Origin of the sequence: Sphingomonas immobilis (assembly GCF_030580995.1) — a bacterium.
GTDB lineage: Bacteria > Pseudomonadota > Alphaproteobacteria > Sphingomonadales > Sphingomonadaceae > Sphingomonas > Sphingomonas immobilis.
Genome location: NZ_JAUQSZ010000003.1, coordinates 179,820 through 199,645, shown reverse-complemented (window position 1 = coordinate 199,645; position 19,826 = coordinate 179,820). Strand labels below are relative to the sequence as shown.

Sequence of the window (19,826 nt, the reverse complement as noted above, 5' to 3'; positions counted from 1 at the left end):
TCGTACGAGATCTCGAGGCGGCCGTCTGAACCGACCGATTGTTCGGCGAGTCTGGGAATCTGTAGTGGCTAGCCGACATTCGATGAGAGCGAGCCTACGATCCCGCTTGCGCGCGCAAGAGGTCCATCGCCGATAGGTGACTAACCGGATTGATGCGCTCTCGAAAGGGACAGCGCAGACAGACTGGCGGCCAGCTCATCCTTTCGAAACGGTTTGGTAAGCCGGGGAAGATCGGGAGCAATGCCGTCCGCATCGGCATAGCCCGAGACAATCAGCACAGGAAGCTGGGGTTGACCAGACTTCAGGCTGCGCGCCAGTTCGGCGCCGCTCATGCCGGGCATGAGGTGATCAGTTATCAGCACATCTGGTACAAAGCCCTCGCTAACGAGGCGAAGCGCATCCTCCGCCGAGCTGACCTCCGAAACTTCGTACCCCAGGTCAACGAGGATCTCGGCGGTGCTGATGCGAACGAGCTCCTCATCTTCCACGAGCAATGCGCGGCCGGCAAAATCCGATGCAAGCAAGATCGGTGGCGCTTGGGCATCGATAATTACGACCTCGGCGCTGATCGGAATCCAAAGCTGGATCTTCGTTCCGAGACCAGGCGCGCTGTCGATCGTGAGTCCCCCGCCGAGCTGCGCCAAGAGACCGTGGACCATGGAAAGTCCGAGGCCAGTCCCTTTGCCGACGCCTTTGGTCGAGAAGAACGGTTCGATGGCGCGCGCCACCGTGGTCGCGTCCATTCCAGTGCCAGTGTCCTGCACGACGAGACACACATAACTGCCGGCTGAGATGCCAGCGACGTCGCCGTCTGTAACGCTGCAGCGATGGGCTCCGATCGTGAGCACGCCGCCATCGGGCATGGCATCCCTGGCGTTCACCGCCAGATTGAGGAGCGCCATCTCCAGCTGATTGGCGTCGGCACTCGCAGGCGGAAGGTTCGCCTCGATGTCCAGGTTGACGGCAATCGTCGGCCCCAAGGTCGAACCGATGAGATCGGCCATGCTGCAGACGAGGTCTTCGAGATCGATCGGCGTCGGCTGCAGGGGTTGGCGGCGTGCAAACGCGAGCAGCCGCTGAACGAGCGTCTTGGCGCGCTCGGCAGATTGCAATGCGCCTCCGATGAGCCGTTGTTCGCGCTCGTTGCCAAGCTCCTTTCGAACCAGCATGTCGAGCGAGCCTATGATTGGCGTCAGCAGATTGTTGAAGTCATGCGCGACGCCGCCAGTCAGGCTGCCCATCGCCTCCATCTTCTGGCTCTGGCGCAAGGCCTCCTGCGCCACCTCCAGCTCGGCCTGCGCCACCAGCCGCGTTGAAATGTCGATCGCGCTGTGGAAAGCGCCGACGACAGTGCCCGCACCATCGCGAAGCGGCGTATAGGTGATTTCCCAGCACGGCGTGCCGAGCTCGGGCCTGCCGAACTCCTCGAGGACCGTGAAGCTCTCGCCTGCCAAGGCGCGACCCATTAGGCGCCGCATGGCCGCGTTTTGCTCGGGGATGAATTGATCCGGGAAAACGTCACCGATCTTCGTGTCGAAGCCGTTGACCCGCCTGAATTCGTCATTGTGCGCTCGGTTGAACGCGATCAGGCGGAAATTGGTGTCAAAGGCGCAGATCGGCGCGACCGTCGCCTCGACGATGTCTTGGTAGCGGCGAAGCTCCTCGGTCCGCTCGACCACCTGCTGCTCGAGCGTCTCGTTAAGCTCGCGCAGGCGGACCTCCGCATGCGCGCGTTCGACCGCCGGCCTGATGCGTTCGCCTACTTCCTGAACGAGGCTTTCTTCAGCTGCCGTCCAGGTTCGCGACGATGCGCTCTGCACCGCTAGAAGGCCGACCCATAGGTCTTCGTTGAAGAGCACGACATCGACAAACGCACCGACCTCGCGCGATTGAAGACCTTCGCGGGCTGGTTCGCTGAGCCGCCCGTCGCCGGCGACGTCGTGAACCACAACCGGTGCGCCGGTGCGATAGGCATTGAGCAGATCGGGACCGAACGCCTCAAGCGAATGCTTGCCAACGATCGAAGCGACGCCGCGTGCGTGGTCAGCCTCCACCGTCATCAGACCGTTGGCGATCTCGGCATAGAAGACACGGCTCGCGTTGGGCTGTTCGCCCAGGCGTTCGGCCGCCAGCGCCATGATCGCCGCCGGCGTGGCAAGCGGCCGAAGCGCATCCGACAGCGAAAGCAGGAATGCTGTTCGTCGCTCGGCTGCCACCCGCTCGGTCGTTTCCGCCAAAATGCAGATGATGCCGGCCGGCTCGCCGTCCTCCCCGAGCACCGGCGAATAATCGAGATCCATCTAAACCTGCTCGGGCGAGCCGTGCCGGTAGAGTGTCAGCTCTTGATCACGATAATGCAGCGTCTCGCCGGCGAGGCCCGCGCGCATGATAGTCTCATTGAAGTCTGCGACTTCCGGCCATCCGTCGCGAACGTTTGATCCCAATGATCGGGGATGCCGACCGCCGGCGAACGCTGAGTAAGCGTCGTTGTACAGCATGATGCCGGCGCTACCCCACAACATGACGATTGGCACGGGAGATCGCAGCACTATGGCGGTGGCGGTCTTGAGGCTCGCTGGCCAACTTTCAATTGATCCGAGTGGGGTCGGCGTCCAGTCCTTTGCAGCAATGAGTTTGGCGCAGGCGCCGCCGTTTGTCAGGAACGGATAGGGAGCAATAGCGGGAGCGGCGTTCTCAGAAAGCGCGACAGGCGCTGTCACGTTCGGCGCGGCTTCGCTACCGTTGGCAGCTGAAATTCTTGAATTTTGCCCTCTCGTCATAACGACTGGCTAGCTCATTCAACGGGCCGCCGAAACAACAATAGCCAACACGATTGGTCGCGTACCAGCCCACAGCGAGCAATTCTTCCGCGGATTGGATTTGGAAGTTTTCTGAGGGCAAGGGCCGTTAGGCGCCATCATTGCAGCCGTTCAATTTGGAATAAGAGGCGGTGCGCTATGCTCGCGTCTTCGACAGCATGCGCCAAGCTCGTTCAGCGCTGGACGGCCTCGCGCTTTATCGGTGCCAGCTTCGCCAAAAAGCGATTCTGCTCGAAGAAGCCGATTTTCTCCTTCCTCATGGCGGCCTGCAGATCCTCGACCAATGCGCCCATATCGGCCTCTTGAATGCCGAGATTGTTATGGGAGGCCTTCATCGTGCGCCCGGTGTACGCACAGCCGCCGTTAAGGATGTAGCAAAATTGCTCTTTGAGCAGACGGCGTAGGCGCACGATGTCCTGGCTCTTGAAAATATCGGTGATGCGCTTGTCAGCGAGGAGCCGGTCGACGAAATCGTCGGTCATTCGGTTGATGCCCGTACGGCCGTGGAACGCCCGCAGCATCCCCGCACCGCGAAACGGGGTGGCGCCGGCGTTGGCATCGCTCTGGGTATAGGGTTCGACGGGTTCCTCGCCCGGCGGCACGGCCTGCGCGGCAAATGCGACGGTAAAGAACACGATCATCATGACGCGAGCCTAGTTCAGAAACGCCCACGCAGCGACAACAAAGCACCGCGCTGGCCGCGCACGGTGGCGATGTCGCCGAGGTCGGTATAGGCGACCGTCAGTGTCGCGTGACGGTCGAACGACCATGCTGCGAAACCGTCCCACGCATTCTGCTCGCGCGCAAAACCGAGGTTGCTCGGCTTTGTGCGATATTCGCCGCCAATTGCCAGGTTCGGGGTGAGCAGCGTTCCGACTGATCCCTCGAACTGCGCGCGGTAGCTGTCGTCTTGGTCGCCGCCAAAGCCTAGCAAACCGAACTGATTGGCCTTGGTCAGTCGCACCGTCGCGCCTAGCAAAAGGCTTTTCGACAGCACCAATTTCGTCGCCGACGCATAGAAGTCGGTTCCGCGCGACTGCCTCCCGCCGACCGCCCGGATCACGGTTCCGCGATTGGCGATCTTATATTGTACGCCGACCGCGATCTGCGGGAGGAGGCTGTCCTGATCATAGACCGCGTCACCGATCAGCCGCACTTTCGCGCCGAACAGGTCCTGATTGAAGGTGAAGCCCTGCCCGAGCCCCAGCGCAGCGCCCACTGCCCGAGTATCGAAGATCTGATGCGCGTAAGAAAATTCGACACGGTTCGAGATGCCGATGGCGCCGCCGAAACTGGTCAGGTCGAAATCGGGCAAGGCGACGTATGTCGCGTGAACGGTGCCGCCAATGCCGTCCTTGGTTTCCGCGCCCGCGATTACCGCCCAAGTTGCAAGGCCACCGCCCGCCGATCCCTCGACCGTCGATATGCCGTCGGTCAGAACGAGCTTGCCGCCGTCACGCCGCTCGCCAGCTTGGACGGGCACGGCAGCCGCAATTCCCGCGAGCAGCGCAGTCGCCATCAGCCATGACCTAGCCGCCGTCATGAAAACTATCCTGATTGTTCAGGGATCAGGCTCTGGCAATGTATCGTTAGTATATCGTTAAGTCGGTCTTGAAGCTTTGCTCACCCTTGGCCGCTAAAGCCATGATTATGCGCGTGCTTATTGCCTGTTCCGCGGTCGTGTTCGCGACCCTTTCCGCCGCCCCCGGCGTGGGGGCGACCGTCAATATCGACGTGCGCGACGCCTCCGGCCAGCCGATGCCGAATGCCGTCGTCCTGATCGACAGCCCGCACAAGCCAGCGGGGCCCATTAAGTTTCCATGGCCCTATGAGATAGCGCAGCAGAACATCATGTTCATGCCGCACATCCTGATCGTTCCGGTCGGTGCGAGCGTCAGCTTCCCCAATCGCGACAAGGTGCGCCACCACGTCTATTCATTTTCGCCTGCGAAGAAGTTCGACCTGAAGTTGTACGGCAAGGAGGATGCTCGCAGCGTGACTTTCGACAAGCCAGGGGTGGTTTCTCTCGGCTGCAACATCCACGATTCGATGAGCGCGTTCGTGTTCGTGGTCGATACGCCTTATGCGATGATCACCGATGCGAGCGGGCACGTCACCATCCCGAACGTACCCGCCGGCGCTGCGACCGTGCGGCTTTGGAACCCGGCGATCCGAACGACCGGCAACATGCTCTCCCAGACGATAACTGTCCCTGCGGGCGGACTCTCCGCAACATACTCAGTTCGCGGCAAATGAGCGTTTTCGCAGCGGCGAGGCGGATGGGGGGACTGTTCCGGTTTCGTCACCTGAGCACGCGCCTTTCGGTGCTTTATACCGCGCTGTTCGCAGTGTCCCTCATCGTCGTCGCGTTGGTCGGTCAGGTGATGATCCTCGCGCATGCGCGGGAAAGCGTTCGCGCGGAGTTGACGACGAGCGGCACCGTATATGACCGCATCTGGACGTTGCGCGCAAAGTCGCTTGCGAATTCTGGCGATGTGGTGGCGCGCGATTTCGGCTTTCGCACCGCAGTCGCGAGTGGAGATCGTTCGACGATCGCCTCGGCGGTCGCCAATCTGCGCGAGCGCGCAGATGTGCCCAATGCCTTCGTCGTCGATCAGGCGGGCGACGTAATTGGTGATGGTCCGGCGGATCTCCGCGGCGTGGTTGCGGGGCTGCCGGCTTCCCTCTCCACAGATCGCTCGGATGCGGTCATCAGCACAAAAGGCGGCGCCTACCGCGTCGTCGCGTCGCCAATCCTTGCCCCCGTCCAGATCGGCTCGGTAATCTTCGCCGTTCCGCTCGATGCCGGCGAAATGACGGCGCTTGAACATCTGTCTGCCATTCCGCTGAAAGCAACGATCCTGCGCCGCGACGCCCAAGGTCATTGGACTTCGGGTGACTCCCGCGTGCCGCCGAACCTCACACTGGACGCAATGATCGCGCAGGCAGGCGGCGAAACTTCGCCGACGACTATCGACTTGCCGAGTGGCCCCGCTTTTGCGTTGGTGAAACGCCTCGCGGGCCGCAACGATAAACCTGAAGCAGTACTTCTGCTCAGCTACCCGCAAGCGGAAGCCCTCGCATCATACCGCAGCCTGCAGATCGGCATCGCGTTGGCGGGTCTGCTCGGATTGATTCTGATGCTGATCGGCAGCGGTCGGCTGGCCAGCAGCATCGCACGGCCGATCGCGGCGCTCGACGCAGCCGCCAAGGCGCTTGAGGAGGGCAGCCGCGCCGAGGTGCTGGTGGAGGGTTGCGACGAGATCGGCCGCTTGGCGCAAAGCTTCAATCTGATGTCTGCGGGCATCGCCGAGCGCGAGCACCACATCACGCATCTCGCATTCCACGATTCGCTGACGGGCTTGCCCAATCGCACCTATTTTCGCCAGCAGCTCGAAGCGGACATGACCCGCGCGAACAAGATGGGCGAGAAGGTGACGGTGCTTTGCCTCGACCTAGATGGGTTCAAGAGCGTCAACGACACGCTCGGCCATCCGGTCGGCGATGAGCTACTTCGGCGTGTTGGCGAGATCCTGTCCAAGCTTGCCGTCGATGGCTTGGTATCGCGCCTGGGCGGTGACGAGTTCGCTGTCATCCTTGCCGGTCGCGACGATCCCGACCGGCCGCGCGTGCTGGCACAACTCGTGCTCGATCACCTGCGTCAGCCGATGCGCGTCGATGGCCACCAAGTCGCAACTGGTGTCAGCATCGGCATCGCGATCAGCCCCGGCGACGGCGAAGACCCTGACACATTGCTCAAGAACGCCGACCTTGCGTTGTACCGTGCCAAACAGGATGGCCGCGGCGTATTCCGGTTCTTCGAGCCAGCGCTCGATGCCGCCGCGCGCAAACGCCGTCAACTCGAGCTCGATCTGCGCGAGGCGCTTCAGACTGGTCAGTTCCGGCTCAATTTTCAGCCGATCTTCGATCTCAAATCGGATCGTATCAGTGGCTTCGAGGCACTGTTGCGCTGGCAACATCCCGAGCGCGGGAACATGCCACCCGCTGAGTTCATTCCCGTGGCGGAAGAAACCGGCATGATCATAGCGATCGGGGAGTGGGTGATGCACGAGGCTTGCCGCCAAGCTGTCAAATGGCCCGATCACGTCCGCGTGGCGGTCAACGTGTCACCGCTCCAGTTCCGCGCATCGGGGTTCGCCAACGTCATATTTCAAGCGCTGTCACGCAGCGGGCTGGTACATTCGCGGCTGGAGATCGAGATCACGGAATCCGTGTTTCTCGAAGGAGAGAGCGCCGTAGTCTCGCTGCTTCACCAACTACGCGCGATGGGTGTACGTATCGCGCTTGACGATTTTGGCACGGGCTATTCTTCGCTCAGCTATTTGCGCAGCTTCCCGTTTGACAAGATCAAGATCGACAAGTCCTTCGTCGACAGGGTCGCCAACGACACGAGCTCGGCCGCGATTGTGCGTGCTATCGTTGATCTTGCGACGGCACTGCACATGGAAACCACTGCGGAAGGCGTTGAGGATGACGATCAGCTCGCGAGGTTGCGCGGGCAGGGGTGCAGTAGCATTCAGGGATACCTCTTCAGCCGCCCGATTGAAGGGGACATGGTGGCGGCCATGATAGCAAGTCCGATGAGCGCGGCGGCGTAATTGCGCAGGCCGAGCTAACGCCATTTAGAGTGGCTGAGGATTTTGGCCAGGTAACTGTTGGCGGCTAAGTACCCTTATTTTTGGACATGCAACGGGGCGGATTCTGCGACTGATAGCTGACATTGCGACAGCCCTGATAAGAGTTGCGGAACGTCTTAGTGGTGGGTTTTTATTCTCACCTGACAGCCAGCCGGATGGTATCAAGGCCATGCAATGCCGCGGTCTCTGCGACTGTCCAGGGCCCTGAGGGTGGTGTCTCCTGATCGGCTCCATGTTTTCGGCTGGTCAGAATCAGCGCGATAAACTGTCATCACTGGCGAGCGCGGATACTTTATGTCGCTCGCACGCTTCATACGATCTCGCACTAACGTCTCGAAAACAGGACTTCCATGCCCGACAACGCGCTCAATCGCTGGATCATTGATAGCGCGACCGACTTTGCGATCATCGCGACCGACCGAGCCGGGAGGGTCACCGCGTGGAACGAGGGTGCTCGGCTCACCCTTGGCTGGACCAAGGCGGAAATGCTCGGCGAGCCCGTGGACCGCATTTTTACACCGGAAGATCTCGCGGCCGAACGACCTGCTACTGAGATGGAGTGTGCTCTAGAGACGGGCGCGGGTAACGATGAGCGCTGGCATCTCAGGAAGACCGGCGAGCGCTTCTGGGCCAGCGGCGAGATGACCGTCCTGCGTAACGACGGTGGCGATGCGGTCGGCTTCGTCAAAGTGCTGCGCGACCGGACCGAACAGCGCCTGGCAACCGAAACGCTGCGCGGCACTCAAGCCAACATACGTCTGCTGCTCGATTCCATGATCGAGGGGTTCTACGCGGTCGACAGGGACGGGGTGACCACGGTCTGCAACGCGGCGTTCCTGCGCATGATGGGGTTCGAACGGGAGGAGGATGCCGTGGGGCGCAAGCTGCACGGCCTCATCCATGGCCACCATCCCGATGGATCGCACTATGACGTTGCCGACTGCCCGATCTATCGTTGCGCGCGCGACGGAACCTCGGCGCATATTCGGGGCGAGCTTTTCTTCCCTGTAAACGGCGGCGAACCCCTCCCTGTCGAATATTGGGTCGTGCCGATCGCTCCTGGCGGAGACCATCAGGGTGCGATGTGCACCTTCATCGAGGTCACTGAAGAACAAAACGCCTCGGAGCGACTCAAGCTCGCGCTCGATGCCGGCGCAATCGTCGGCACCTGGTTCTGGGACGTGCTCGCCGATAAATTCATCGCTGACAATCGGTTTGCCGACTCGTTCGGTCTATCGCGGGAGCTATGCAGGACCGGCCTGCCGCTTGAGCAGGTACTCGACTCTGTCCATCCCGATGATCAGGCGCGCGTGGACGAGGCCATTGCGTCGGCGATGGCGCGAGGCGGTCGGTACCGATGCGAATACCGCGTGAAGCACCGCGACGGGGTCTATCGCTGGATCGAAGCCAATGGCCGCGTCGAGAAGGATGCAGAGGGCCGGGCAGTCCAACTTCCCGGCGTCCTTCTCGACATCGAAGCGCGCAGGGCGGCCGAGGCAGAACGCGACAGCGCGACCGAATTGCTGCGCTCCTTCACTGAGACCGTGCCCGGTGTCGTGTACGCCAAAGACCGCGACGGCCGGCTACTCATTGGCAATCGCGGCACAACCGCGCTCTTCGGCAAGCCTCCCGAGGAATATCTCGGAAAGACAGACGCCGAACTGCTCGAGGACAAGGATGAAGCCGCGTCGATCATGGCCAATGATCGTCGCATCATGGAGAGCGGCCGCAGCGAGCAGACCGAGGAAGAGGTCAGACTCGCCGATGGAACGCCCGCGGTCTGGCTCTCGACTAAGTCCCCGGTGTTCAACAGCGCCGGCGATGTCGTCGGACTTGTCGGGTCCTCCGTCGACGTCACGGCGCGCGTGCAGGCCGAGGCGGCCGTTCAGGACCTCAATCGCACGCTCGAGCAGCGTATCGCCGATGCGATCTCCGAACGCGAGGTGGTGGAAGAGGCACTTCGCCAATCACAGAAGATGGAAGCCGTCGGGCAGCTCACGGGCGGGCTGGCGCATGACTTCAACAATTTGCTGACCGGCATGATGGGCAATCTCGAGCTGCTTCAGGCACGGATCGCCCGCGGTCGGCTCGACGACCTCGATCGCTTCATTCTTTCCGCCCAGGGAGCGGGGCGCCGGGCCGCGTCGCTGACTCAGCGATTGCTCGCCTTCTCCCGACGGCAGACCCTCGATCCGAAGCCGACCGACGTCAACCGCCTGATCAATGGCCTGGAGGACCTGCTTGTCAGAACCGTGGGACCAACGACCTCGGTCGAAGTCGTTGGTGCAGCCGGTCTGTGGTCGGCGAACATCGATGCCGGCCAGCTCGAGAATGCTTTGCTCAACCTCTGCATTAATGCCCGCGACGCGATGCCGGACGGCGGTCGCCTGACGATCGAAACCGCAAACAAATGGCTGGATGACCGCGCGGCGAAAGAGCGCGATCTCGCCTCCGGACAATATCTGTCGGTCTGTGTTACCGATACCGGTTCCGGAATGTCGGCTGAGACAGTCGAGCGCGCGTTCGAGCCGTTCTATACGACAAAGCCGCTCGGACAGGGAACCGGACTTGGCCTCTCTATGATCTATGGCTTCGCTCGCCAGTCTGGCGGTCAGGTTCGCATCTATTCCGAGGTCGGCAGCGGTACGACGGTCTGCATCTATCTGCCGCGACATCACGGCGAGGCACCAGACCTTGAAATCGAACAGGACCGGATCAGGTCCGATGCGGCTACGGGGCAGACGATTCTCGTCGTCGACGACGAGGCGACGATCCGCCATCTGATCGACGAGGTTCTGGACGACGCCGGCTATACCGTCATCGGCGCCGCCGATGGTGCCGCCGGGCTTAAGGTGCTCCAGTCGGGTGCGAAGATCGAGTTGCTGATCACGGACGTAGGGTTGCCGAACGGCATGAACGGGCGTCAGGTTGCTGACGCGGCCCGCTCGTTGCGGCCGAACCTGAAAGTTCTGTTCATCACCGGCTATGCTGAAAACGCTGCCGTCGGAAATGGTCACTTGGAAGCTGGAATGGAACTGCTGACCAAGCCATTCTCGATGGAAGCACTGGCCACCAAGGTGGCGGACATTCTAAAACCGACGAATTAGCAGAGCGTTCTAGCGCGTAATGCGCGGTAGGGGGATCTGCGCTCACCACTGACATGCGCCCCAACACCGTTCGAGGTTATCGCGATTTCTTTCTTTATTTGCGGCGGAACGCTCTGCGTCATCAGGCGTCGAGCAATGCGAACCAGCAACGGGAGTCGACGTCATGACGATCTTCAATAAGGACATGATCGAGCTCGCGCGAAAGAACGACCTTTGGCAAAAGGAGATTTATCGCGATCCCAAGATCCAAATCGTACTGATGAGCATCCCGGCTGCGGAGGAGATTGGCTTGGAGACGCACTCCGCTGACCAAACGACATTCATTGTCGATGGGGAGGCGCAGATCGTTATCGATGGCCATTCGACCAAAGCCGGACCCAACCACCTGATTGTCGTGCCCAAGGGTGCCGAGCACAACGTCGTCAACAAGGGCGACGGCACCCTCAAGCTGTTCTCTGTTTACGCCCCGCCAGCCGAACCGGAAGGTGCCGCGTTCAAGACCAAGGCGCAGGCCGAAGAGGCCGAAAAGGGCCTGATAACCAAGGCTGCGGAAAAGGTGAAGGAAGCCTTCGGGCGTTGACCCCGCCTGTTCGCATAGCGGTTGTCGCGCACTTACGGCATCCGATCAGGCTGCCCTTCATGGGCGGGATGGAAGCGCATACCCACCAGTTGGTCGATGCGCTCGTACGCCGCGGACATGACGTTACGTTGTTCGCCAGCGGCGACAGCGATCCTGCCTTACCGCTGCACGCCGTGGCGGACCGGCATTATGAGGCGGTACTGCCATGGGCCTTGTGGCACGGAACGGCCGATCTCACCGCATTCCAGGACGCGGCATTTGGGCGCGCCTGGGCCGCTATCGTCGGTAGCGACTTCGATATTGTGCACAACAATGCCATGCATCCGGCATTGCACCACTGGGCATTGCGCGATGGTCTGCCAATGGTCACCTCCCTCCACGTTCCGCCTTTCGCCGGTCTTGCGAGGATGGTCGATATCTGCAGCGCATCATGGCTTCGGCAGACCGCGACATCCCACAGCCATTTGCAGAGCTGGTGGACAGCGCCTCCCGCTTCCGCGTCCGTCGTGCACAATGGCATCGATATCGATCGCTGGCGCTACCGGCCGAAAGGCAATGGCCGCGCCGCTTGGTGCGGACGCATCACCCCAAACAAGGGGACGGCGGTTGCGGCTTTGGCGGCAAGCGTTGCTGAGCTGCCCATCGACCTATACGGGCCGGTGGACTGTCAGACCTATTTCGAAGACCATGTTGCACCATTGCTCGGCGCCGACTGCGTATATCATGGGCATCTCGGGGGTCCGGCGCTGATCGACGCAATCGGTGCGGCGTCGGTTTTGGTCGCCACGCCAATGTGGGACGAGCCCTTTGGATTGGTCGCGGCCGAAGCCATGGCGTGTGGCGTACCCGTCGCAGCGATCGACCGAGGTGCGCTTCGCGAAGTGATAGGGAATAGCGGCGCGTTGTCGCCGAGCGCAGACCCGGCCGCACTGGCCGAAGCGATCAGATTGGCGCTGCTCTTGCCAAGAGAGCTATGCCGGAAGCGTGTGGCCGAACACTTTTCCATAACCAAGATGATCGAGGGCTACGAGGCCGCCTACGCGGCAGCCATGGCAGCGCGGCCTTCCAGTATCGCGAGAACGGCCGCCGTGCTGGCATAGGGTTGGTCCGCCTGCTGCCGCGTTAGCGCGAGATCGTCTTCGGTGACGGCGCGTAGTTGGACATGCTCGCCGTCTTCCAGCCGCACCAGACCCATCAGCGTGAAGGCACGGAGCCAATGCTCCATCGTGAAATGTCCCCATTTGTCCCGAAAATGCGCGGCGTTGGCGAGCACGCTGTCGATATGGTGCACCGGCGGCATGTGGTGCGCGTGGTGCTGATGATAGGCCCGCGCGCCGCGACACCAGTAAAGCGGAACGCCCTCGTCGAAGACCATCCGGCCGAAATCGGTATCCTCACCGCCATAGCCGACATAATTCTCGTCAAAACCCCCGACTTTGAGGAATGTCGTGCGACGCATCGCGAAATTGAGCGACCAGAAGCAGCGATAATCGCTGCAATCCCCGATTGTCTGTTCAGGCGGTCCGGCACGTTCGCTATGCTTGATGCCCACCGTGGCGAAGCGGGCGAAGTCCAGGTCTCCCGAATTGGCGCCAGCCGGCAGGTACAGCACTTCGCCCATCAGGGTCGCGTCGAGCGTTTCCAGCAACCCTGCATAATCGGCTACGAAAGCGGGATCGGGGATGCAATCGACATCCAGAAAAATCAGCGTTTCGCCCTGCGCGGCGGTTGCCGCGGCGTTGCGCGCGGCAGCCAGCGGGATGCCGCCAGTACCGACCATCAGTTGCCGCACCGGGAAGCGGGTCGCGGGCAATACATACGCTTCCGGCTGCATGACCGCGATGACGAGCTCCTCCGGTGGGCGCTGCTGTGCGTCAAGGCCCAGCACCATGTTACGCAGATGCTCCGCGCGGCCGTGCGCCAACGTGCAGACGCTGACCCTCATGATCGCACTCCTTCCGAAACAAGCGCCAGCGGCATGATTTCGACCGGCGGATTCGCCCAGCACGCTTCCGCCTGCGCCTCGATCCATCCTGCCGAGGTTTGTGCTGCGAACGGGTCGACCAAGGCTTTTTGCGCGTCAAGATCGAGTGCCGCGGCCTTTGTCCAGGCAGCGGCCCAAGCTGCGGGATGTGCGGGCCAGTGATCCAGCATCACCGCCGCGCCGACGTGTGCCAGCATGCGGGCCTTCCAGATTTGTTCGTCAAAATAGCGCCATTCCGGCACCACGATCCAAGGCCGGCCGGCAGCGGCAATCATATGTACCGTGGTATTGCCTGCCGATGAGACAATCCTATCGGCAGCCGCGATGTACACTTCCGGGCGGTCGACCCACCCGAGATGCCGCAGATTGGCCGGCGAAGTTGCATGCCATTCGCGTTCGACCGCGCCGATCGTCAGCCAGATCGCGTCCGGTTCGGCGCGCGCGCCGAGCGTCAGCGGCGTACCCGGAGTACCCGTGCCGCCGCCGCCCGCGATGACGACCACGATGTCTGCGTCCAAAGGAAGCCCGAGCGCCTCGCGCGCCTTACCGCGGGCAATATGCGTGGGAAGTATTCCCACACCCGGCGCGTAATGCGTCTTAGCGCGCATCCAGACGGGGCGGCCCGGCTGTTCAAGCGCAGGCGCATAGGGGGCGAGGACGCCGATCGCGGATTCGTACGCCACCATATGACCGAGATCATCCCGCTGGCCGTGCTGGAGCACCGTAATACAAGGGATCGACGCGATCCGGGCCAGTTGCGCCAATTCGGCCGACACGTCGGTAATGAACAATGCGGGCCGCGCGCTGTCGAACCAGGCGGTGATCGTCGCGATTGCCTGGGTAATGCTACTCCAGCCGAGCGGTGCGCAATGCAAAGTTGCCGGGGTGCGCGCGCCCGCCAATGCCTGTGGCGCATCAGCCGGTGTTTCGAAAAGCGACGGGATACGCTGGATACGGACGTGCCTGCCAAGCGCCGGAAAAATGTTGTCGCGTGCGCAGAACAGCGTTACCGGGCGGGTCGGCGGCAGCGCGTTGACGATCGCCGCCGCACGTTCGGCATGACCACGCCCCTGATGATGAACAAAATAGCCGATCGGTCGGATCATGCGGCTTCCTTCATGGCAAATGCGCGCATTCCTTCGACGACGCCGGCTGCGTGCGACTGCTGGGACAGATAGATGGTCGGGCGCCCCAGCAACGGCACCAGTTCGGCGCTGTGATTTGCAACGATGATGCCGTTGCGGACGCTGTCCAGCATGTCGAGATCATTGCCGCTGTCGCCTGCGGCGTAGACGTCGCACTCAGGGATCCCGAGGTGGTTCGCAGCCCACGCCATTGCGGCACCCTTGCCAGCGCGTTCAGGCAAAATGTCTAGCAGCCGGCCGTGGCTGTGAATAACACGCACCGGAAGATCTGCGACCGCGGCGCGCACTGCCGCAATAGCCGCCGGATCATCAGCAAAATAACTTCGTTTGTAGCGCCGTTGCTCGACCGGCGGCTGACGCTCGACACGAGGGATCTGACCGACGCGCTCATCGACCTCGTCCGGCAGCCAACCCTCCGCAATCCGCTTCGCGAACGCTTGATCTGCCACCAGCCGCGCGCCGCGTCGCCAGTAAATCTCGCTGCCAACGGAGGTGATCAAAACACGCGGTGGCGGCTGCCGCCACTCAGTAAGCAGCCGCTCCGCCTCCTGTAATGATCGCCCCGTTGCGACCCCGAACGCCAGTTCGGGTTGCGTGGCAAGAAATGCGGCAAGTCCGACCGCGCCAACCGTGCATCCGGTTAGGGTGTTGTCGATGTCGCACAGCAACAATTTTTTTGCTGAAGCAGCAGCAAGCGCTTGCGCGGTCAAGCCTTTCACAAGTGCTACGAAGGAAGCTGCGTAGCTGTGCCAGTCCAAGGTCTCGCTGCGGTATCGCCCTTCGGCCGACGCCCGGGCCCACTCGATCCTATTCGACAGCAATGCACGTATCGCGTCCGCAAACGCGCGTGGGTTGCGGGGATCGGCAATCCGACCGTGGCGTAACGTAGCCACGATGTCCGCTGGTCCGCCGTGGCACGTTGCCACGACCGGAACCCCGTGTAGCGCGGCTTCGGTCAACGTGAGGCCATAGGGTTCCGTGAGAGCCGGGTTCACAAAAACCCCGCCGGTTTCGTGCGTCAGCGCGTACAGACTGGCAATATCGGCCTGGCTATGGCGCTTTGGAATTGCCATTTGGCCATACAGGTTGTGCGCATCCAGCCCAGCCAGCAACGCGCTGATCACCCCATTTTGTTCGGGCTCGCCGCTCGCTGGTCCATCCCGCAGACCTGCGACGATGACGAGATTGGCGCGCGCGCGCAGATCAGCATCGGCGCCGTAAAGATCGACGAGTCCTTCGAGGTTCTTCTTCGCGACCGGCCGCGCGATAGCGAGAATCAACGGCTTGGCAGGATCGCGCAGGAAAGGGGTGATTAGTGCGCGCGCACGGTCGAGGTCGATCGGGCCTTTCCGGGCAATACCGGCACCGGGTGGCAGCCGATGTATCTTGGCCGGGCATGCTGAGGGATAGAGCATCAACTGTCGCTCGGCCTCGTCCCGCGACGAGGCGATGATCAAATCCGCCGCGCCGATCGCGCGATCCTCCTCAGCCAGACGCTTCGTCATCGGCGCAGCCGCCGATCCCAGCGCGGCCTTGTCGATGCCAAGCGAATGCGCCGTGTAGACGAACGGGATATCCAGTGCATCGCGAACGCGTTCTGCGACCTCGGCGGCATCGGCAAAATGCGCATGAATAATATCTGGTCGGGCGACGTCACTCATGAGATGAGCGATCAGAGCCTCGGCAAAGTCCGCGCGGTCGGCCGCGTTTGCGTCTTTTGATAAGTAGGACCGGTTGCCGGTTCCGATACGTCGGATCGCCAGCTTGGCTGATACGGGCTCATAAGGCACAGCGTAAGCCGGGCCGAGGGTGTCGTCTTCAATCAGTCTCGTGACGATCTCGACCCGACCTACATCGCTTCTGCCTGCCAAGGCCTGTGCCGCACCTAACGCATAGGTGATATGACCACCGGTGTCTTCGGTCAGCCCGAATTCCACGGGTGGTCCTTTCAGGCAGCCGCCCAAGGCTATCGACAGGATATACAGTCAAGCCTCCTCTTTGAGCCTTCGAGAATACGGGATTAACAAGGATCCGAACGGACGGGTGGCGGAACGGTTGCTACCAATTCGTCAAATCGTGCTGACCGAATTTAGTTCGCCTCTTTTTCGCGTCGTCGCCACCAAAGAACGACGCAGGCCGATTCACCTTGGCACGGTTATGGTTTCTAACAGTCTGTTGAGATAGCGGAAAGTTCTTAGGTCGAGTTACTGTCCGGCCCGGCCTCCGCTCCAAAAAGACTCAGCGACTCTGGTTGGCCAGGCAGGTCGGGCGTCGGCTTCGTACAATATTTTTATTGTCCAGCGACAGGTCACCACAAATTTATAACTTTGAGCTTGCTCCGAAACACAGGAATGATATTGTAAAAGACCGTTCCTATTCTGTCTCGACGACACCTGCTGCGTCGAATTCTGAAAAAGCCGCACGAACCAATTCAGCGGCTTCCTCATTTTCAACCTCTGCTGTCACAACGATCGCGCCCTGCAAGGGGGCATCGTCTCGATCATCCTGGCCCGGCTGATCGGCTGCTGTGTCTGAGCCTGCCAGCAGATCGCCAGCCGTATTCGCATCGCCCTCGGACGCGATCGAGATAGCGGTGCGGTCGACGTCGAACTCCTGCACCAGTCGTTCGACAGTCATTTCCGCGTCGCGTCGAGTGTCGAAGGTGGCGGTCAGCATGATTCCCATAGCTTATCTCCTCGACCGCGTCTTCATGCCGTCGTGTGTTGCGAGGAAGCGCATGGCTAAGACCCAGAGTTCCCAGAAATCTCGTAGGCATGATTTCGATCAGCTAATCTTTGAACGGAGCCATGAGGCTTTGTCAGGCGAACGCGGCCATCAAGAGCGTTGAAAGGCCCAGGCCTATCGAGAGCGGAATGCGGAGGTGGAGCCACCATGGAGGACAAAGCCCGTTGGCTTTGAGGCGGAAATCGACCGCGAGCGACGCGATCAAAGCGACGCCAAGTACGATAAGGGAAGAGCCGGGCCATTTGGTGCCGGTTGCCCACGGCCAGGCCGATGCAAAAGCGATCAACGACGGCGCGACAGCTGCGAACCATAGCCAAAGGGGCACATCCTCTTGCGCCTGTGCAGCCAGACCCCACCATAGGCCACCAAGAAAGCTGAGGATCAGCGCAGCATAGGCATAGCCCATCGCCAACGCCATAAAATGGTATTCGGGGTCGTGCGCGAGTAGCACTGCCAGTGCAGCAATCTGAGGAATAAGGCCGGCATATCCGAGCTGAAGAACGAGTCGAGGCGGCGTCTGACCTCCAAGTTGCATCATTTGAAATTTCCTCAGAATGCCAGACGCTAGGAATGCATAGTCGGCCTATGAAGCGTTTTTCATTCGCAGCATACGTTCCACTAAGGTTTTGCCTGACCGCCAGGAGCATTCTATCCTCGGCCCAAGCAGCCAGCCCCCGCAGACGCCAATATGTTGAACGTCGAAGATTTAATCGCGGGTCGGTCAGTTGTGACTGAAGGCACAGTGGGGGCGACCTTGATTGAGAACCAGCGGCCCGCTTGCCCGACGTTCGGCGTCGATCGTCACCAGATGATCTCCCGAATACAATTTTCCGTGGCTTGGTGATCCATAAAGCGATGCACCGATGCGAAAACCGATCTTGCAACGCGATCTAGTTGTGGTTCCGCGCGAAATAGGATGGCGATCCCGGCGGAAACGGTTGCCGCTACGTTTGGGATAATACCGTCTGGATCTGCGCGGATCGTGAGCGGGACAGGTTGCCGACGAACGGCGATCACCGTGATCGTCGGCAACGTCTACCTTACATTTTCATCAACATGGCGATGTGCATCTTGACCACGGGGACGATTTTAGCGGCGACGGCTTTCAGCGCGGGCGCGGTGCCGCCCATCGCATAAGCTTGCTGCACAAAGAGCGCTTGGCCATGAGCCGATCTCTGCTGCGCAAGATAGGCAGCATCGCGCGCGGGTCCGTTCTCGGCCTTGAGCTGCGCGACCATCTCCATCTGGGCCGGCATCAGCATCGGGGGCGAAACCTTGATTTTTGATTTCATCGCGGCCGCCTTCACGTCAGCCGTGCTTTTGGCATGCGCGCTCAGCATCATCGTGGCGAACGATTTGACGTCGGGATTAGCGGTCGTCTCAAGAACGATCTGCGCCGACTGTCGCTCGTATAAGTCGCTGGCGCCAGCGGTCATAACATATTCCCTCGGCGTCATAACCTGCGCCGCGGCGGGAACCGCCATGAAAAGAACGGCGGACGCTGGGATCAGGATCGAGAATTTCATCATAATAAGTTCCTAAATTGAATGAGAACGCAGGTTCAGCGCGCCTTGTCAAAGCTCTTGCCCAGCCGCCCGATCGCGTACATTTCCGCGTCATAGGCACCGCGCACGATCGTCCCCATGCCGAAAAACTCGTGCGTCACACCGGGAAACGTCCGCTGTTCGACCTTGTCGCCGGCACCGCGCATTGCTTCTGCGAGCGTCTCGCCGTCCGACCGCAGGGGATCGATTTGCGCGTTGACGATCGTCGTCGGCGGCAGCCCGTGCAGATCGGCTTTCACGAGATTGATCCTCGGATCCATCTGGTCCGCCATGGTGTTGGAATAATAATATCCAAACCACTTGAGCATCGTCGTGTTGAGCGGCTTGGCATTGGCGCTGTCACTGCGCGACAGCAACGTCATGCCGCTGTTAGCGATCGGATAAACGGCCAACACGTGCAGCGGCGCGGTGAGATTGTTGTCTCGCGCATAGATTGCGGTTGCTACCGCGAGATTGCCACCAGCGCTCTCACCGGCGAGCGCAATCCTAGCGGAATCGCCGCCCCAGCTTCCAGCATTCTGCAGCACCCAGCGATAGGCTGCGGCCGCATCGTCATGCTGGGCCGGAAACTTCGCCTCGGGCGCGTGACGATATTCGACCGACACGACAATTGCGTTCAGCTGCTTGGACATCAGCCGCGGCGTAGCGTCGTAGGTGGTGACGTCAGCAATCACCCAGCCGCCACCGTGATAATACACTATAACAGGCATCGGCTGGCCGTTTGGACCGCCAGCAGGCTTGTAGATGCGCGCGAACTGCATAGGGTCGGCGCCGTACGGCATATCCATCGTTGCGACGGCGGGATCGGGGGCGGTCGATATGCCCTTCATGCGCATAACCGCCCTGGCGGCGTCTGCGGCAGAAGGCTGGATACGCGCTTTTACCGGCGTGAGCATTTCGATCGGCTTTGCGCCGAGCGCCTGCAACTGGTCGAGAACCGCCTGCATGTCGGCTGCAGCCGGTACCGGCATCACCATTGTTTTCATCGGCGGCGGCGGCGGTGCTGCGTTCGGCGACACCGGAGATTGCGCGAAGACGGGCGCCGCAAGCGCAAGGATGGACGCTGCACTTACAAATTTTATCCGAAACATAGTATGATGATCCTGTTTTCTTGACGCTCCGAGATCGAACAGGCGTGACAAGCGTAAGTTCCGATTAGAACACCAATCTTGATGTGCGTTAATACTGACGGTGTGTTGGCTCTTTTGAAGGCCGCTCTCGGA

The 19,826-nt window shown here is 61.1% G+C and carries 16 protein-coding genes; 5 read left to right on the top strand and 11 right to left on the bottom strand.

The features are described from left to right. Window positions 1-140 precede the first annotated feature (140 nt). From Q5H94_RS06170 to Q5H94_RS06160, 4 genes are all read right to left on the bottom strand, one after another. Complete coding sequence (locus Q5H94_RS06170) at window positions 141-2,300, bottom strand: GAF domain-containing hybrid sensor histidine kinase/response regulator (protein WP_341850093.1); 2,160 nt, start codon at window positions 2,298-2,300, stop codon at window positions 141-143. Beyond that, a complete protein-coding gene (locus tag Q5H94_RS20465) occupies window positions 2,301-2,720 on the bottom strand; it encodes a hypothetical protein (RefSeq protein WP_341850092.1) in 420 nt (139 codons plus the stop codon). It lies immediately after the preceding gene. 272 nt (window positions 2,721-2,992) lie between these two features. Continuing rightward, window positions 2,993-3,463, bottom strand: coding sequence for a group I truncated hemoglobin (locus Q5H94_RS06165; protein ID WP_304560360.1), 471 nt, complete (start codon window positions 3,461-3,463; stop codon window positions 2,993-2,995). A gap of 14 nt (window positions 3,464-3,477) precedes the next feature. Next, window positions 3,478-4,362: a DUF3034 family protein gene (locus tag Q5H94_RS06160; RefSeq protein ID WP_304560359.1), complete on the bottom strand. Its 885-nt coding sequence runs from the start codon at window positions 4,360-4,362 to the stop codon at window positions 3,478-3,480. A gap of 68 nt (window positions 4,363-4,430) precedes the next feature. On the opposite strand from Q5H94_RS06160, the gene Q5H94_RS06155 reads away from it, so the two are divergent. The 5 genes from Q5H94_RS06155 to Q5H94_RS06135 all read left to right on the top strand — a co-directional run bounded on the left by Q5H94_RS06155 (window position 4,431) and on the right by Q5H94_RS06135 (window position 12,264). Then, window positions 4,431-5,075 (top strand): methylamine utilization protein, encoded by a 645-nt coding sequence (locus tag Q5H94_RS06155; protein ID WP_304560358.1) that lies wholly within the window; start codon window positions 4,431-4,433, stop codon window positions 5,073-5,075. Window positions 5,076-5,098: 23 nt separating this feature from the next. Then, window positions 5,099-7,438 (top strand): putative bifunctional diguanylate cyclase/phosphodiesterase, encoded by a 2,340-nt coding sequence (locus Q5H94_RS06150; protein ID WP_304560357.1) that lies wholly within the window; start codon window positions 5,099-5,101, stop codon window positions 7,436-7,438. 389 nt (window positions 7,439-7,827) lie between these two features. After that, window positions 7,828-10,584, top strand: a complete 2,757-nt coding sequence (locus Q5H94_RS06145) for a hybrid sensor histidine kinase/response regulator (RefSeq protein WP_304560356.1) — start codon at window positions 7,828-7,830, stop codon at window positions 10,582-10,584. A gap of 163 nt (window positions 10,585-10,747) precedes the next feature. Next, entirely contained in the window at window positions 10,748-11,164 is a 417-nt protein-coding gene (locus Q5H94_RS06140; RefSeq protein ID WP_304560355.1) for a cupin domain-containing protein, read from the top strand. 59 nt (window positions 11,165-11,223) lie between these two features. Further along, window positions 11,224-12,264 carry a glycosyltransferase gene (locus Q5H94_RS06135; protein ID WP_304560354.1) on the top strand — a complete coding sequence of 347 codons (1,041 nt, stop codon included), beginning with the start codon at window positions 11,224-11,226 and terminating at the stop codon, window positions 12,262-12,264. Here the strand turns inward: Q5H94_RS06135 and Q5H94_RS06130 are convergent. The 7 genes from Q5H94_RS06130 to Q5H94_RS06100 form a co-directional block, all read right to left on the bottom strand. Then, on the bottom strand, window positions 12,201-13,109 hold the full coding sequence (locus Q5H94_RS06130; protein ID WP_304560353.1) for a glycosyltransferase family 2 protein: 909 nt from the start codon (window positions 13,107-13,109) through the stop codon (window positions 12,201-12,203). The genes Q5H94_RS06135 and Q5H94_RS06130 overlap by 64 nt on opposite strands. Continuing rightward, the gene (locus tag Q5H94_RS06125; protein WP_304560352.1) at window positions 13,106-14,254 is read right to left on the bottom strand and encodes a glycosyltransferase; all 1,149 of its coding nucleotides are present in this window, start codon (window positions 14,252-14,254) and stop codon (window positions 13,106-13,108) included. Before Q5H94_RS06125 ends, Q5H94_RS06130 begins: the two co-directional genes overlap by 4 nt. Continuing rightward, entirely contained in the window at window positions 14,251-16,230 is a 1,980-nt protein-coding gene (locus tag Q5H94_RS06120) for an HAD-IIB family hydrolase (protein WP_304560351.1), read from the bottom strand. Before Q5H94_RS06120 ends, Q5H94_RS06125 begins: the two co-directional genes overlap by 4 nt. A gap of 436 nt (window positions 16,231-16,666) precedes the next feature. Next, entirely contained in the window at window positions 16,667-16,978 is a 312-nt protein-coding gene (locus Q5H94_RS06115) for a hypothetical protein (RefSeq protein WP_304560350.1), read from the bottom strand. Between the two features lie 133 nt (window positions 16,979-17,111). Further along, complete coding sequence (locus Q5H94_RS06110; protein WP_304560349.1) at window positions 17,112-17,576, bottom strand: DUF3429 domain-containing protein; 465 nt, start codon at window positions 17,574-17,576, stop codon at window positions 17,112-17,114. Between the two features lie 502 nt (window positions 17,577-18,078). Beyond that, on the bottom strand, window positions 18,079-18,564 hold the full coding sequence (locus Q5H94_RS06105) for a DUF4142 domain-containing protein (RefSeq protein ID WP_304560348.1): 486 nt from the start codon (window positions 18,562-18,564) through the stop codon (window positions 18,079-18,081). 35 nt (window positions 18,565-18,599) lie between these two features. Further along, window positions 18,600-19,745 carry an alpha/beta hydrolase gene (locus Q5H94_RS06100; protein WP_304560347.1) on the bottom strand — a complete coding sequence of 382 codons (1,146 nt, stop codon included), beginning with the start codon at window positions 19,743-19,745 and terminating at the stop codon, window positions 18,600-18,602. Window positions 19,746-19,826 lie beyond the last annotated feature (81 nt).